Genomic DNA, 16573 nt, shown 5'->3' with positions numbered 1-16573 from the left:
TATGAAAAACATTTATTTCCTTATATCGCTATTGTTTCTTTTTTTAGTTCCCGGTTGTAAAAAAGATGAATCAAACGTGACTGCTGCAAAAACAAAATCTATCGACGAACGAGTTGATGATCTGTTGTCGCAGATGACTCTCGATGAGAAAGTTGGTCAGATGACACAGGCAGAACGTTCGGCATTACGGAGTACGTCTGATATTAAAACGTATTTTCTCGGTTCATTGCTGAGCGGAGGTGGTTCTGCACCTGCAATAAATACTCCTGTCGCTTGGGCAGATATGTATGACGGATTTCAGGCATATGCTTTACAAACGCGGTTAAAAATTCCGCTGTTGTATGGTATTGATGCTGTCCATGGTCACAATAATGTAAAAGGGGCTGTCATCTTTCCGCAAAACATTGGTATGGGTGCAACCCGGAATCCAGAATTAGTGCAAAGGGCTTCTGCCATTGTAGCAAAAGAAGTCGCTGGCACAGGGATCGATTGGACGTTTGCACCGTGTATCGCTGTTCCACGAGACGAACGGTGGGGAAGAACGTATGAAGGATTTGGTGAAACTCCGGAATTGCAGTCGATGATGGCTCCTGCCTCTGTAAAAGGATTTCAAGGTTCGCTAAACGGCGGATCAACAGAAATTCTTGCCTGCGCTAAACACTTTGTTGGTGATGGCGGAACGATGGGTGGTGACGATCAGGGGAACACGCAATTATCAGAAGCAGAATTACGTGCGCTCCATTTGCCTGGTTATATAGAAGCTATGAAGCAGGGATTAGGTTCAGTGATGGTTTCGTACAACAGTTGGAACAATATCAAAATGCATGGGCACAAATATTTAATTACTGATGTCCTGAAAACGGAATTGGGGTTTAAAGGTTTTGTTGTATCTGATTGGGCAGCGATCGATCAATTAGCAGGCGATTATCCGACGGATATTGAAATTGCCATTAATGCCGGAATTGATATGGTGATGGTACCATACAACTATGTGACATTCATAGCGGAGCTTAAAAAACTTGTGACTGCCGGTAAAGTGCCGATGATTCGAATTAATGATGCAGTTCGAAGAATCGTAAGAGTGAAATTGCAGATGGGTTTATTCGAAAAACCATACACGGATCGGACATTTACATCGCAGATCGGTTCCGATGAACATCGTCTGGTAGCTCGAGAGTGCGTACGGCAATCGTTAGTGCTTTTGAAGAATGCGGATTCCACACTTCCGTTGAAAAAAAATCTGAACAGAATTCATGTCTCCGGAAAAAATGCAGACAATATTGGCAACCAATGCGGAGGGTGGACAATATCCTGGCAAGGGGGAAGCGGAGCAATAACAACAGGTACATCAATACTGAATGCGGTGAAACAAACAGTTTCTTCGAACACCGTTGTAACATACTCTTTGGATGGAAGCGGGGCAGCAGGTGCAGATGTGGGAATTATCGTGGTCGGAGAAACTCCATACGCCGAAGGGGCAGGAGATAATAATCTGCTTACATTGTCGCAGGAAGATCAAAATGCAATATCATTGGTGAAAGCGACAAATATTCCTGTGGTAGTCGTTCTTATTTCCGGTCGTCCTTTGATCATCAATTCGGCATTAACACAAGCTGATGCATTTGTAGCGGCGTGGCTTCCCGGTACCGAAGGCCGTGGTCTGTCCGATGTGCTGTTTGGTGACTATAATTTTTCAGGAAAACTTCCTCACTCTTGGCCCCGCACCATTCAACAAGTTCCAATCAATGAAGGTGACTCAAATTATGATCCGTTATTTCCTTATGGTTTTGGGCTGATCTATTAATACTAATTACGGAAGGATATACGATGCAGAAACAACTCTTCGTTTTATTACTTGTTGGATTTAGTCTGGGAATCTCTCAGACTCCGCTCTACAAAAATTCAGCAGCAAAAATAGAAGATCGCGTTAGCGATTTGTTAAAACAAATGACGTTGGAAGAAAAAGTGGATATGCTCAGCGGAACCGGTTTTGCATCCAAACCACTTGCACGGCTCGGCATTCCTGCGTTGACGATGACGGACGGTCCGGTCGGTGTTCGTTGGGATTCTTCCGTTGCATTTCCTTCAGCGATTATGCTGGCGGCGACATTTGATACATCGCTTGCCGGCCGATATGGATGGGCGCTAGCGCGTGAAACAAAAGCGAAGGAAAGAAATACAATCCTCGGCCCATGTGTGAACATTAATCGTGTGCCGCAAGGGGGACGTAATTTTGAAAGTTATGGAGAGGATCCGTTCCTGACATCACGAATCGCTGTCTCGTATGTAAAAGGTGTGCAAGGTGAAGGTGTTGTTGCGACCACAAAACATTTTGCAGTCAACAATCAAGAAACAGATCGGATGAGTGTGAATGCCAAAGTGGATAAACGCGCTTTGTACGAAATTTATTTTCCTGCATTCAAAGCGGCGGTACAGGAGGCAAAGACCGAAGCAATTATGTGCGCATATAATAAATTGAATGGGCAGTATTGTAGCGAAAATGAAATGCTTCTCAATACTGTATTGAAGAAGGAATGGAAGTTCGACGGACTTGTTATGTCCGATTGGGGAGCTGTTCATAACACGGAGGGTGTTGTTACGTACGGACTTGATCTTGAAATGCCAGGAGGTGATTTTCTGACGAAAGAAAAACTTCTTCCTCTTAAAAAAGATGGGAAGGTAAAAGAATCGACGGTTGATGATAAGATAAAACGCATGCTTCGAGTGATGTTCCGTATGGGATATTTTGATAAGCCGTCTGAAAAGCCGATGACGAACGCCCCCGAGCATCGTGCCGTCGCTTTAGATGTTGCCCGGGCTGGCATCGTTCTCTTGAAGAATGAAAATAATATGCTTCCGTTGAGTCCAGTTTCAGTGAAGTCCATTGCTGTTATCGGACCGAATGCTGATGTTCTGCGAAGTGGCGGTGGCGGTAGTTCGATGGTTGTTCCGGCGTTCAGAGAAACACCGCTGGATGGAATTAAAAAGGCATTTCCGAATTCATCAATTTCTTTTGCTATGGGTGCCAGGCTTATCAGTGATGTTCCTACAATCGAACCGCAATTCTTTTTTGTTCCGAATGATACAACAGGGAAAAATGGGCTGCTAGCTGAATATTTCAACAATAAGGAATTAAAAGGAGAGCCCGCCCTTCGTCGTGTTGACAAGAATATTGAATTCCGTTGGGGAGGTGAACAACCCGCTGAAGGTTTCGGTGTCGATAATTTTTCTGTCCGGTGGACGAGCAGACTTAAACCTGATCTGACCGGAACATATGAGATCACGGCTGCGAGTGATGATGGCATTCGATTATTTATTGATGGAAAACTCCTTATCGACAATTGGATGGACCATGGAGTGGAAGCACGCACGGTCAAGGTCAATCTTGACGCAGCAAAATTTTACGATGTGAAAGTAGAGTATTATGAGAACGGCGGGGATGCTGTTGCATTATTAGGTTGGACAAAGCCGAACGAAAACGAACTGACCGCAGCTGTTGAGATTGCCAAACAAAGTTCCGTGGCTTTGATCTTTGCCGGTCATTCACAGCATCAAGAGTCGGAAGGCTCCGACCGTCAATCGATCGATCTGCCTGAGAATCAGATCCAATTGATCAACGAAGTTACAAAAGTGAATCAAAATACAATCGTTATCCTGAATGCCGGTGCACAAGTGAACCTTTTGCCATGGATCAATAATGTCCGTTCATTGGTGTGGGCATTCTTCCCGGGACAGGAAGGAACGCAGGCGATGGTTGAGGTGCTTACGGGAATTCAAAATCCTTCAGGGAAACTTCCCTTTACGATAGCAAAAAAATGGGAAGATTATCCGGCGTTTGGAAATTTTCCGGGCGCTAATGGCGAGGTGGAATATAAAGAAGGTATCATGGTTGGGTATCGATATTTCGATACGAAAAATGTTGAACCGTTATTTCCGTTTGGTTTTGGAATGTCGTACACAACTTTTACATTATCAAATTTGAAAGTTCAATCCAAAAAAAATAATACCTATGAAATCTCCATCGATGTAAAAAATACCGGTTCAGTTGCCGGATCGGAAGTAATTCAACTCTATGTGAAAGATAATAAACCCAAAGTCATCCGGCCGGAAAAAGAATTAAAGGCGTTTACACGCATAACCCTTGCGCCCGGTGAACAAAAGAATGTCACATTGAAATTGAACACTTCTTCGTTTCAATATTATGATGATGTGAAAAATGTTTGGACCCGTTCATCAAAAGGATATCAAATACTTATTGGCAATTCATCAAAAAATATTTTGTTAAATTCAACCATTAAATAAGCATTTGACATAATTTCTATGCAATGTCTCGTGAAACAGGGCGTTGTATAGTAATGGGAAATGGTGGAAGTTTTTTTTGTCCTTTTATTTGCATCCATTAGCTGTTCTCACTATCTTTATTCGAATGATTATTTGAGACAATATTTTTTTTCATGAAAAAAGCTTATAAATCTGTTCGAGACTTTGTCCTTCGGTATCCAGCGATACTTGCTTCGTATTTTATCTACAGCTACTACTTCATCTCCACGATGGATTTTTATATCAAGTTCAAGCATCGTCATTTTGGTGCGTCTGATGCGCTTCAACATTTTGATACGCTGTTGTGGATGTGGGTACTCTCATATGTGTTAGTGAAGGTGATCGATCTTCGGGAACGCCTGCACCGAAGGGAAAAAGAATTTCTGGAACAACAACATCATATTGAACTGAAAGAGACACAGATCCAAACGCTTCATGAAGTGATTATGACCTTGAAGCATGAGATTAATAATCCGTTGGCGATTATTCTTGGATATACTCGTCTGCTGAAGAAACGTGTCACCGATCCGGAATCGCTGAAAAAGATCGAAGAAATTGAAGTCGCCTCTCAACGCATCAATCACGCGTTAAAAGAATTTTCCACCGCACAGGTCTATGAAGTTGCCGAATCACCTGTCGGCAATCTTGTAGAACTTTCTCCTTTCCCCGCAGATAAAAAACAATGACGCTGCATGAGCGCTGGATGAAGTACGCACTCCGCGAAGCGGGTCGCGCATTTGAACAGAACGAAGTCCCCGTCGGTGCCGTCATCGTCCATAAAAATACTATTATTGCCAAAGGATATAACCAGGTAGAAATGATGCACGATCCGACCGCGCATGCGGAAATGATCGCTTTGACGGCAGCAGCAGCCCATCTTGAGAACAAATTCTTGAAAGATTGCATCCTGTATATTACGATGGAACCGTGTCCTATGTGCGCCGGTGCGATCGTCTTATCCCGCATACCGACGATTGTGTTTGGATGTTATGATCCTAAGATGGGAGCAAGCGGAAGTGTGATGAATGTGACGGAAAATAAGAAGCTGAACCATCAGGTACATGTCGTTGGCGGTGTGTTGGATATTGAATGCGGGGGATTGGTGAAAGAATTTTTTGAGAAAAGAAGAAAAAGAGATACGGCAGCTCAACGTTAATTCCGACTTGTTATAACTTACATTGCAATTCCTTCCTTTAACTTTTCCGCCCTGTCTGCTAATCGCAATGATTTCAGCATCTCTTCTATATCACCATCAATGAATCGGTCAAGATTGTACAATGTCAAACCAATACGGTGATCCGTCACGCGGTTTTGCGGAAAATTATATGTGCGCACTTTGTCACTACGGTCACCACTTCCGACCATCGATTTTCGCGAGGCGGCCTGTTCATTCTGCTGTTCCTGTAATTTCATTTCGTATAATTTTGAACGGAGCATCTTCATTGCACGTTCACGGTTTTGAAATTGAGAGCGTTCCTGCTGACATGCCACGATGATGCCAGAGGGTTTGTGTGTGATACGCACAGCGGTTTCTACCTTATTCACGTTCTGTCCACCTTTGCCGCCGGATCGGTAAGTATCCAATTGAATATCGGCTGGATTAATTACCACTTCTTCAACATCTTCCACCTGGGGCATAATTGCAACCGTAGCTGCTGATGTATGGACCCGCCCTTGTGCTTCCGTTTCCGGAACGCGCTGCACGCGATGGACACCGCTTTCAAATTTCAGAACGCCGTACACATCTTCACCGTCGATGCTCATAGTCACTTCTTTAAAACCGCCTTTGTCGGTTTCGTTCCAATCAAGCGTATCAACGCGCCATTTTTTCCGTTCGCAGAAACGGACGTACATTCGATAGAGATCCGAAGCGAACAGCGCAGCTTCTTCGCCCCCAGTTCCGCCGCGAATTTCGACAATCACATTACGATCATCATTCGGATCTTTAGGCACCAGCAATGACTTAACATCATTCTCAAGCGTTACTAATTGTGGTTCAAGTTCTGCAATTTCTGCCAGAGCCATTTCCTTCAATTCCGCATCTCCGCCGATTTCGAGAACCTCTTTGCTGCTGTTGATATTATTATAGACGCGAAGATATTGATCTGCCGCTTTCACGATCTCGGAGAGTTCGCGAAATTCACGTCCCAATTCTTTGCTCTTTTGCTGATTGGAGGCAACATCAGGGGAGGACATCTTTTCCTGAACTTCGGCAAAGCGTCGTTTTATTGATTGTAATTTTTCTACAAGATTGCTCATAACGTCAACAGTACTAAAAATAAAAAATATAAGCAGGACAAGCATTCCCGCTTGTCCGAAGTTACAAAATTTCCTTTTGGTCAAACAGGAATGATCGGTTTTTGGTATTTTACTCTACTCTTTTTGCAATGCTGCTTTCAACGCCGCCAATGAGACTTCCATCATTGAATCATCCGGTTCTTCGGTTGTGATTTTTTGCAGCCATAATCCTGGTGCGACGAACATTTTGCCGAGCGCCGTTCCGCTGTGTTTCGCAGAATATTTAAGAAATTCGTACGATATTCCGCCGAGTACCGGAATAAAGGGAATATGCGTTGACAGTCGAATCGGTAATGTTAATTCATCAATGAACTGCAGTAGAATCGTATCCATAATACTGAATAGCAAGATTGCAATTAACATCACTTGCAGTACGAAACTCGTCCCGCAGCGGGGATGAAAACGGGTATAGGTAATGGCGGACGGAACAGTGAGAGGAGCATTCTGTTCGAATGCAAAAACCGCTTTGTGTTCAGCACCGTGATATTGAAAGAGGCGATGGACATCTTTCATCTTTGAAATGGCGTAGAGATAACCGAGTAAAATTGTGATGCGGATTGCACCGGAGACAAGATTGAATTCGAACGGTCTCTGGGCCACGTCAAAAAACTGTGTTGCCGCAAACAGAGGGAGGAAAAAAAATAGTCCGACCCCTATCACCAAGGAAAAGATTAGTGTTGCTCCCAACGCAAGTTTTGATTGCGGTTTTCGTTCTTTTTTTTCGCCGATATTATTTTTAGTTTCCTCATCTTCCATGGCAATTTCAGCCGAATAGTTGAGCGTACTGATGCCGATGTACATCATCTCTACAAGTCCAATTGCGCCGCGGAGGATCGGTTTATTGAACACCGGGTTTTTCTCCAATACCGAAGTAAACGGCATTTTTTTTACCACAATTTCGCCGTTGGCTCTTCGCACGGCTGTAGCAATCATCCCTTTCGCACGCATCATTACCCCTTCGATTACCGCTTGGCCTCCCACCTGGATCGGTTGATTGATATCAAATTTTTGTTCGCTCATGCTGCTCTATTCCTCTGTCGGGTGTTCTGAAAATAAAAACCTGTGAAACAGTTCACAGGTTTGGTATTACAATATACGAAAATTCACGGATAATTTAATACCCAATTGCTTGACCGTATCCCCTAGGATCTGTAGCGCCATATAACATCCCTTTTGCATTGTCGATAATGATCCCTTCGGCAAGTCCGCTTGTCCCGCGTCGTTCTTTCATATGGTGCCCCATTGCTTCAAGTTTCTCCACAGTGTCGGAAGAAAGTCCGCGCCGTTCGTAATATGTTTCATCCGGCGACCATTGATGATGAATCCGAGGAGCATCTATTGCTTGTTGAATATTCATTTCAAAATCGATTACATTACAGATCACCTGCATCACGGTGGTGATAATGGTTGTTCCGCCAGGAGTGCCGATGACCATAAATGGTTTTCCATCTTTCACAACGATTGTCGGTGTCATGGACGAGAGCATTCGTTTGTTCGGTTGGATTTCGTTCGCAATATTTCCTATTGCACCGTAAATATTGGGAACTCCCGGCTTTGCGGAAAAATCATCCATTTCATTGTTCAATATAAAACCGGCGCCATCCACAGCAACGGAACATCCGAATCCTCCGTTGAGTGTGGTGGTAACGCTTACACAATTTCCCCATTTGTCAACTACGGAATAATGCGTTGTCTGTTCACTTTCGTGGAGTGGCGCTTTTCCGTGTGAGATGCTTTTACTTTCACTGGCGTTCACTGTATCGATGGTTGCGCGGCGTTCATCTGCGTATTGTTTTGATATAAGCCATTCGACAGGGACTTTATAAAAGTCGGGATCTCCTAAATGTTCTGCGCGATCAGCATAGACGCGTCTCATTGCTTCGATATAACGGTGAATAGTCTTTGCGGAATTATGGCCATACGATTTTAAATCGTATCCTTCCAGAATATTCAACAGTTGCAGCAGTGCCGTTCCTCCGGAACTGACCGGCGGTTGGGAAATGATCTCATATCCGCGGTATGTTCCCTTTAATGGAACTCGAATCGCCGCTTGGTAATTTTCAAGATCGGTGTGAGAGATTAATCCGCCTCCTCGTTTCATTTCTGCAACGATAAGATCTGCTGTTTCTCCTTTGTAAAATCCATCACGTCCCTTTTCAATAATTCGTTTGAGGGTTTTCCCAAGGTCTGCTTGCTTCCATAGTTCACCCTCTTTGTATGCGCCGGAAGGGTTGACAAAATATTTTTTGCTTCCCGAAAATTTTTCGAAATCTTTTTTCCCCCAATTGAGATCTTCTGCCAACTCGCCGAGAAGAGGAAATCCTTTGGCGGCGAGTTCATATGCCGGAGAAATTACCTGTTTGCGATTCATAGTTCCATATTTTTCTAATCCCGTTAACATTCCGGCAACAGCACCCGGAACCCCTGCCGCTAAATGTCCCAACGTACTTTTTTCAGAAATAAAATTTCCCTCTTTATCCAAATACATGTCGCGGCTTGCGGCTCCCGGCGCTTTTTCCCGATAGTCGATAGCGTAACATCGTCCATCGGCAAAACGGATGTTCATAAATCCGCCGCCGCCGATATTTCCAGCAGCCGGATACGTGACGGCAAGAGCGAATCCAACGGCAACTGCGGCATCAATGGCGTTACCTCCTCGCTTCAGAATTTCCATTCCGGCCTTGGATGCGAGCGGATCAGCTGAAACGACCATGCCGTTTTTTGCTTTCACCGGTTTTCGGGATGCAGGTTGAAGGAAAGCTGAAACAAAGAGGATGAGGATCAATAACGAAGAAACAATTTTTTTCATGAATGAGAGTCCTTTAAAAAAAGAAGCCCTGTCTGTTAATGACAGGGCTCTATCCTATATTATAGTGGAACTAAAACGGTAGGTCATCATCTTTTGGAGCATCTGAATGTGCTGGGGTCGATTCGGAAACTGAACTGCTACCGGTGTTTCCTTTTCCTGCACCGCCTCCGCCGTCCAGCATAATCAACTGATCAGCAACAATCTCAGTGATATATCGTTTGATTCCATCTTTTTCATAGTTTCGAGTTTGTAATTTTCCTTCAAGATAAACTTTTTTTCCTTTTTTAAGATACTCACCGCATATTTCTGCAAGTTTTCTCCAAGCAACAATATTGTGCCATTCTGTTTTTTCCTGTTGGTTTCCTTCCTGATCTTTCCAGCTTTCGCTGGTGGCAATGGAAAATGTGGCGACCGCAACGCCGCTAGGCGTATATTTCAATTCGGGGTCTTTACCCAAATTACCGATCAATTGAACCTTGTTTAGACTACGTGACATAAGACCTCCTTAACGTTAATGTGAATTGTGGGAAAAACATACAATAAACAGTAAAAAATGTCAAGTGCTCAATTGGTTTAATTTGTTGGTCATAGCGGGCATTTTTCTGTTTTTCAAGAATCAGTTTTTTTATATTCTCTATAACAATGATGATTAAACATTTTGTGATGATTCGAGGAAAGAAAATAATCCTTTATCCGACGCATAGAAACAGCATTAGCAGAATGATTAACGTGAGCGGACACATTGAGAAAACTCGGCTGATCACGGAACGTTCAATCAGGACTGTTTGTTTCATGTACGTCCGGATTCCAATTGCAGTGGAGAATCCACATTGATGAATTTTTGCGATACAGTAAAGACTGAAAGCGATAACAATATGTTTCGAATGAACGTAATGATAAATTTTTTATTTCTAATTACTTGTGTAATGTTTGGACAATCGGTGGAACCAGTTCGAATTTCGTTCTCTGTTTTACCCGTGACGGTGAAGGGAGGAGATCAATTTACAGTTATACTGCAAGCGAATATCGAAAAACCATGGCATATTAATTCCGACAAGCCGCATGATGAATCATTGATCGCTTCCAAAGTGGTGGCAACTGGGAAAGGAATACGGTTGACCAAAGTACATTATCCAAAACCGCACGATGTTACATTTTCATTTTCCGATCAGCCGGTCTCTGTATTTGAAGGGAATAGCCAAATAGAATTATTGTTTACTGTTGACAATGCTCCGGTTGTTGGTAAACAAAAGATTGAAGTGAAGTTGAATTACCAAGCATGCAACGACCAAACATGTCTTGCCCCAAAGTCGGCGTCTACAGTTCTGGAGGTTGATGTTACAGCATCTTCTGTTACACCACAAAATCAAAAAACAGATACCGCTGCACAAACAACAGGCTCCGAACTCTTGCAAACTTATGGAGGAGCAACAGAAGCTGACCAAAAGATAGGAAATGCATCTGATGATACCGGACTTGCTTCAACGTTGGAAAAGAGTGGTCTAGCCGTATCGTTGTTGTTTATTTTTCTTGGCGGACTTGCATTAAATCTTACGCCATGCGTTTATCCCTTGATTCCCATTACGATTGGGTATTTTGGCGGACAAAGCGAAGGAAAAACGAGTAGACTCTTTTTGTTAGGTGTGCTCTATATGTTGGGAATGGCGTTGACCTATTCAGTGATTGGCGTTGTCACGTCATTAAGTGGTGCCCTCTTCGGGACATTACTTCAGAACGTGTATGTGATTCTTGGAATTGCGACACTTTTTGTTGTGCTTGCACTCAGTCAGTTTGGTGTGTACGAGTTTAATCTTCCCAGTTCATGGATGAACGCTGCCGGCGGAGCAAAAGGGGGTTCATTCGGTGCATTCTTTATGGGGTTGACGATGGGAATTGTCGCCGCTCCCTGCATCGGACCTTTTGTCATCGGTCTGGTAACATTCGTCGCGGCAAAAGGAGATCCATTTCAGGGATTTCTGATGTTCTTCGTGCTGGCGCTCGGACTTGGTTTTCCCTATTTAATCTTAGCATTATTTTCCGGTAAGATAAAAAATCTTCCGCGTTCGGGCGAATGGATGGAAGGAGTGAAGCATCTGTTTGGATTCATCATGTTAGGTATGGCTCTCTATTTTATTGATCCGATTCTTCCAAAAGAAATCCAATTATATTTGCTTCCGGTATTCGGAATCATTGCCGCCATTATCCTCATGTTCATAGATAAGAAGGGGAATAGTGTGAAGGGATTCCGCGCGGTGAAAATTGCCGTATCGCTTTTGATTATTGTGATCTCATCATATGCTTTGATCCCGTCAAAGAAACAATCCCCCGATTGGCAAATCTTCACCGAAGTGAAGTACGAAGAATCATTACAAAACAAAGAAATGATGGTGATAGATTTTTATGCTGATTGGTGTATCCCATGCAAAGAATTGGATGCAATCACCTTTTCAAATCCAAAAGTGATTGAACGGTCGCAGAAATTCAAAACATATAAAGCAGATCTTACGAAGTCCGGAAAACCGGAGATTGAATCGTTAACAAAACGGTTTCAGATAAAAGGGGTACCGACTGTATTGATTATAGATGGTGACGGAAATGAGAAGGGAAGAATCACGGGATTTGTCAATGCTGAAGAGTTTTTAAAGAAATTGGAAACAGCTCAATAACTGTCAGATCGATTATGGTAATAATCCCTGTGAACTCTTTCGATAAGAGTCTCTTTCTAAAATAGATTTTCAATGACAATTAATATTAAGGAAGTTAGTTTATTTATTGTAAGCAAGCATCCTAAAAAAATCCAAAAGCGGAATTATCTCGTAATATAAATGTGCTTCAAATCATAAATCCACTCATAACAATTATATAATGACAAAAAATGATACAAAATCGGACAAAAAGGTTGCCTTCAAAAAAACTTTGTGTATATTTGTAATACCCTCATTGACTGCAATTCTATAAAATTTTTACAATTCACTATTTACATAACAAACGTAAGGAGCATCATGAAAAAATCCTTATTACTATTTTGCGCGTTGTTTGGAATGATGTTAATGTCCGCAATAACAAACGCTCAAAGTGTAATACCATCAAAATGGCTTGTACCTGCCGGTAAATCGTGGTTGAATGCCACGTCGAGCAACACTCGCGGCATGGCATACAACCCAGTCACTAAACACGTTCTTGTTGCTTCAAGAGAAACCGGGATTAATGCTGTCGTTATTCTTAACGCTGCAACCGGTGATTCTATCGGCAAATTGAATATGACTGGCATCTCTGGCGGAACATTCACGTTTGTGAGAGTCGGTGTGGCAAATGATGGGCGTATCTACACTTCAAATCTTCAAACGACTGTCAATGATTCAACTCAGCGACAAGTAAAAATTTATACATGGGCTGACGAAAGTTCTGCTCCGACAATAGCATTTGCTGATTCAGTGAGAGGACCGAGAATGGGTGATGCGTTGACCGTTGTCGGTGCCGGTGAAAGTACGTATGTCTATCTTTCCGGAAACACCACACCGGGTGCCGTGAATGTATTCAAACGCTCAGGTGATACTTTGGTTCTTCGCAAAACAATTGTTCCCACAGGCTGGGCTACTGGTGTATTGGGAATCGGACCGGAAACTAATGGATTTGGTTCATTCTGGTTAAACACATCAGGAAAAGCTGCAATGAAGTTTGACACAAGCGGTAATGTTCTCGATACCATTCCTACAGGTGTTGCGGCGACCGGTTTCACAACAGCAACATATTTTGAATTCAACTCCAGAAAATTTCTTGGAATGTATTCCGGCAATGCAAGCGCTACAAACCCTTCGCTTGTACGCGTTGTTGATATCACCGCCGGCGGTGCATCATCCTATGTTGTTGCAGCAACAACATCATTAGGGAATAATCCAAATTCAAATGCAACGGGAGATGTTATTTATTCCGCAGCAGATTCTTCACTGTATGTCTTTAGTACAAATAATGCAGTTGGGAAGTTTAGTATTCCGTTGTCCGCTCCCGGTGTCACATTCAATAGTCGTGTTCCCTTTATTCCGAATGCGGGTGAAAATGACACGGTCTATTTCAATTTGTTGACGATGAAATCTATCGGCAGTGCACAATTAAAATATTTCGGACACAGAACATCTGTAAGCGATACTGCCGGTGTTGACTCTGCGTTTGTCACATTGAGTCAGTCTAACGGACGAGTATACCGCGCAGTTGTTCCGGCATCGGTAAACAGAAACGGCAGAAGAATCAATTTCCGTGCTGAGGTAACTGACGGAGCAGGTGTTAATGCTACAATTATTGTTCCTGGATATTATGCAGGAGTAACAAAACTTGCATATAAAGGTGGACCGCGTGAAGTTGATACTAACGGTGTACTTTTATTTAAAGGTTACGGCATTCGAACTCAAGGAGTTGTGACTGTTGAAGATAGTATCTTCCAAGTTGCCAACAACGAAATTGTTGCGCAGGATAGTCTCGGCGGCGTGACAATATTTAGAACACCTTCGGGTGGACCGCTGTTTGATGTGAAACGTGGCAACGCATACATTATCACCGGAACAACAGATAATCCTATAGGTGGTGGAAGCAAATTCCAATTTAATGATCCGGGAATTGATTTCACCGATCTTGGCCCTGCACCTCCCATTAAACCGAGGTTGGTTACTATTAAAGAACTTTTAAATAATGGCGAGTTGTTTGAAAATTCTTTAGTTGAGATCCGTAATGTTACCAAAACGGCAAGCTCTCCTGCATGGCCTGCTGCTGGCACCAGCGTTAATATGATTTTTAAAGATCAAAGCGGTGACTCAACAACCATGCGTATTGACAGTGATACCAATATTGACGGTATTCCTGAACCTGTATATCCAATTACGATTGTTGGACCCGCGGGACAGTTTGACAACTCTTCGCCATTTACTTCTGGCTATCAATGGTTACCACGTGATACAAATGATATTCGTCTGTTCAAACCACGTCCATTTATTCCTCCGTTTGCATTTGCTCCGGCAAATATCACATTCGGTGCACTGCTGGATACAGTACAAGCAGGAAATGGCGGAAGAAAAGGTGTCGGCACGGCAGCATTCGTATTGAGTGAAGATAGAATGGAATTGATGTATCAAGTTACTGTTGCTGGATTAAGCGGAACAATTTCCAATGCACATTTCCATAATGCTGCGGCAGGTGTTAGCGGCGGAGTGGTAAAAGATATTAAATTTAATGGAAGCACTGCCTACGGATTCTGGAGAGCAACGGATGCTAACCAGCCGCTTTCACCGGCAATGCTGACAGAACTTTTTGCTGGAAAATTGTATGTGAATGTCCATACGACAACATTTGGCGGCGGCGAAATCCGAGGTCAGGTGTATCCAAGCAACGGTATTGCGTTTGCATCTGTATTGGATAGTGTACAAGCAAAGACATCCTCACACGCAAATGGAACAGCAGCAGTCTTCCTTTCACCAGATCGTTCCACTGTAAAATACAGCGTCACGATTGAGGGACTTGAAGGAACGCTTTCCGCTGCACATTTCCATAATGCTGCTCCGGATTCGAACGGCGGTGTCGTAAAAGACATTACGATCGTCAACGGTACGGCGATGGGTGAATGGAAGAAAACAGACGGAACACAACCGCTGACGGATCAATTGATTGCAGAATTGATGCGCGGTCGTTTATACGTTAATGTTCATTCCTCACAAAATCCCGGTGGTGAAATTCGCGGACAAGTACGTCTTGTTGGTGGGTATGGTTTTGCCGCTATGTTGGATAGCGCATTAGCGGGAACAAACAAACCCGGTCGTGGAACAGCTGTGATGTTATTCCATGCCGGTGAAAAAGAAGCAATTCACTATCGGATAACAGTTGCGGGTCTTTCCGGTGAGATTACGGGAGCACATATTCACTACGGAGCCAAAGGTGTAAACGGTCCGGTCCTGAAACCGCTCAACTTCTTCGGAAACACAGCATCCGGTATTTGGTCCACGCTGGATTCTACCAATAAACTGAATGATTCGTTAGTAACGGCATTGGTCCGTGGACGCTTATACGTTAATATCCATACTGCAGCTCATCCAGGCGGCGAAATTCGCGGTCAAATTGAGCTTGTCACCGGATTCGGAATTGCGGTCGGTTTGGATAATTTACAGGCAAAAACAAACAGCGGTGGAAAAGGTACAGGCTGGGTAGTTGTCTCTCCCGGTCAGGATGAAGTGAAATATAACTTCACCGTGAATGGTCTTACCGGTGCTGTTACGAATTCGCATTTTCATAACGCACAACGCGGTATCAATGGCGGTGTGGTGAAAAATATTGCGTTTGCCAATGGTAACTCATCCGGATCTTGGAAAGCGACGGATGCAACACAACCGCTTACCGGAGCACTGCTTGATTCGCTCTTTAATGGCGGATTGTATGTGAACATCCATACAGCAGCAAATCCCGGAGGAGAAATTCGAGGACAATTAGAACCGGGACAGGGAACATTGACTGCCGTGAAACGCGTAAGCGAAGTTATTCCGGCAGAATTTTCTTTGGAGCAGAACTATCCGAATCCGTTCAATCCATCAACCGTCATCCAGTTTGCTCTGCCGAACGATGCGAAAGTATCATTGAAGATTTATGATATTCTCGGTCGCGAAGTTCGAACACTCATCAACAGCGATGTTGTGTCCGGAACAAGCAAAGTGGAATGGAATGGAAAAAATAATTTCGGACAGCAAGTTGCATCCGGTATGTATATCTACCGAATTGAAGCAGGATCATTTGTCTCAACAAGAAAAATGATGCTGTTGAAATAGGATCCGTTACAGTAACAAAATAAAAAAGCCGGATGCTGAATAAGCATTCGGCTTTTTTTATTTTTAAAAATAAGATTGGACAATCTTGTTTTGTATATTCTTCTCCACAAAAAATTCTGAAAAATATAATTGGAAGCGGTTTTATACTAAAAATGTATAATTATTCATCTCCAAAATAGTTTAGAATTTCTACAACGGTTTTATTCGCTTGCTTATAGAACTAGGTTTCTTCATATTCGCAACAGCACCAGAAGAAGCTCCAACATGTACTCCCCGAAATGTTCACGATGGTACCACAATAATACCAACGTGACATGATAGTTATTTCCTCAAAACATGAGCGAGA

General features: G+C 43.1%; 10 protein-coding genes. 6 read left to right on the top strand and 4 right to left on the bottom strand.

Annotated features, from left to right (window positions below; translation table 11 throughout):
* Position 1 precedes the first annotated feature (1 nt).
* The 4 genes from WDA22_11410 (at position 2) to tadA (ending at position 5476) form a co-directional block, all read left to right on the top strand.
* Complete coding sequence (locus WDA22_11410) at positions 2-1804, top strand: glycoside hydrolase family 3 N-terminal domain-containing protein (GenBank protein MFA5834071.1); 1803 nt, start codon at positions 2-4, stop codon at positions 1802-1804.
* A 23-nt stretch (positions 1805-1827) separates the two neighbouring features.
* A complete protein-coding gene (locus tag WDA22_11405; GenBank protein MFA5834070.1) occupies positions 1828-4302 on the top strand; it encodes a glycoside hydrolase family 3 C-terminal domain-containing protein in 2475 nt (824 codons plus the stop codon).
* 152 nt (positions 4303-4454) lie between these two features.
* A complete protein-coding gene (locus tag WDA22_11400; protein ID MFA5834069.1) occupies positions 4455-5006 on the top strand; it encodes a histidine kinase dimerization/phospho-acceptor domain-containing protein in 552 nt (183 codons plus the stop codon).
* Positions 5003-5476 carry a tRNA adenosine(34) deaminase TadA gene (gene tadA / locus WDA22_11395; protein MFA5834068.1) on the top strand — a complete coding sequence of 158 codons (474 nt, stop codon included), beginning with the start codon at positions 5003-5005 and terminating at the stop codon, positions 5474-5476. The genes WDA22_11400 and tadA overlap by 4 nt, the downstream gene beginning before the upstream one ends.
* Before the next feature lie 17 nt (positions 5477-5493).
* On the opposite strand, the gene prfA is transcribed toward tadA, so the two are convergent.
* The 4 genes from prfA to WDA22_11375 form a co-directional block, all read right to left on the bottom strand.
* Positions 5494-6579, bottom strand: coding sequence for a peptide chain release factor 1 (prfA, locus tag WDA22_11390; GenBank protein MFA5834067.1), 1086 nt, complete (start codon positions 6577-6579; stop codon positions 5494-5496).
* 114 nt (positions 6580-6693) lie between these two features.
* Entirely contained in the window at positions 6694-7638 is a 945-nt protein-coding gene (locus WDA22_11385; GenBank protein ID MFA5834066.1) for a DUF1385 domain-containing protein, read from the bottom strand.
* Between the two features lie 94 nt (positions 7639-7732).
* Positions 7733-9427: a gamma-glutamyltransferase gene (ggt, locus tag WDA22_11380; GenBank protein ID MFA5834065.1), complete on the bottom strand. Its 1695-nt coding sequence runs from the start codon at positions 9425-9427 to the stop codon at positions 7733-7735.
* A gap of 70 nt (positions 9428-9497) precedes the next feature.
* On the bottom strand, positions 9498-9923 hold the full coding sequence (locus WDA22_11375) for a single-stranded DNA-binding protein (protein MFA5834064.1): 426 nt from the start codon (positions 9921-9923) through the stop codon (positions 9498-9500).
* Positions 9924-10368: 445 nt separating this feature from the next.
* Here WDA22_11375 and dsbD point away from each other — a divergent pair, with 445 nt between their 5' ends.
* Both dsbD and WDA22_11365 read left to right on the top strand, forming a co-directional pair.
* On the top strand, positions 10369-12093 hold the full coding sequence (gene dsbD / locus WDA22_11370; protein MFA5834063.1) for a protein-disulfide reductase DsbD: 1725 nt from the start codon (positions 10369-10371) through the stop codon (positions 12091-12093).
* A gap of 336 nt (positions 12094-12429) precedes the next feature.
* Positions 12430-16227 carry a CHRD domain-containing protein gene (locus WDA22_11365; GenBank protein ID MFA5834062.1) on the top strand — a complete coding sequence of 1266 codons (3798 nt, stop codon included), beginning with the start codon at positions 12430-12432 and terminating at the stop codon, positions 16225-16227.
* Positions 16228-16573 lie beyond the last annotated feature (346 nt).

This window comes from Bacteroidota bacterium, assembly GCA_041658205.1.
Lineage (GTDB): Bacteria > Bacteroidota > Ignavibacteria > UBA10030 > UBA8401 > UBA8401.
This window is presented reverse-complemented; position numbering and strand designations above follow the sequence as displayed.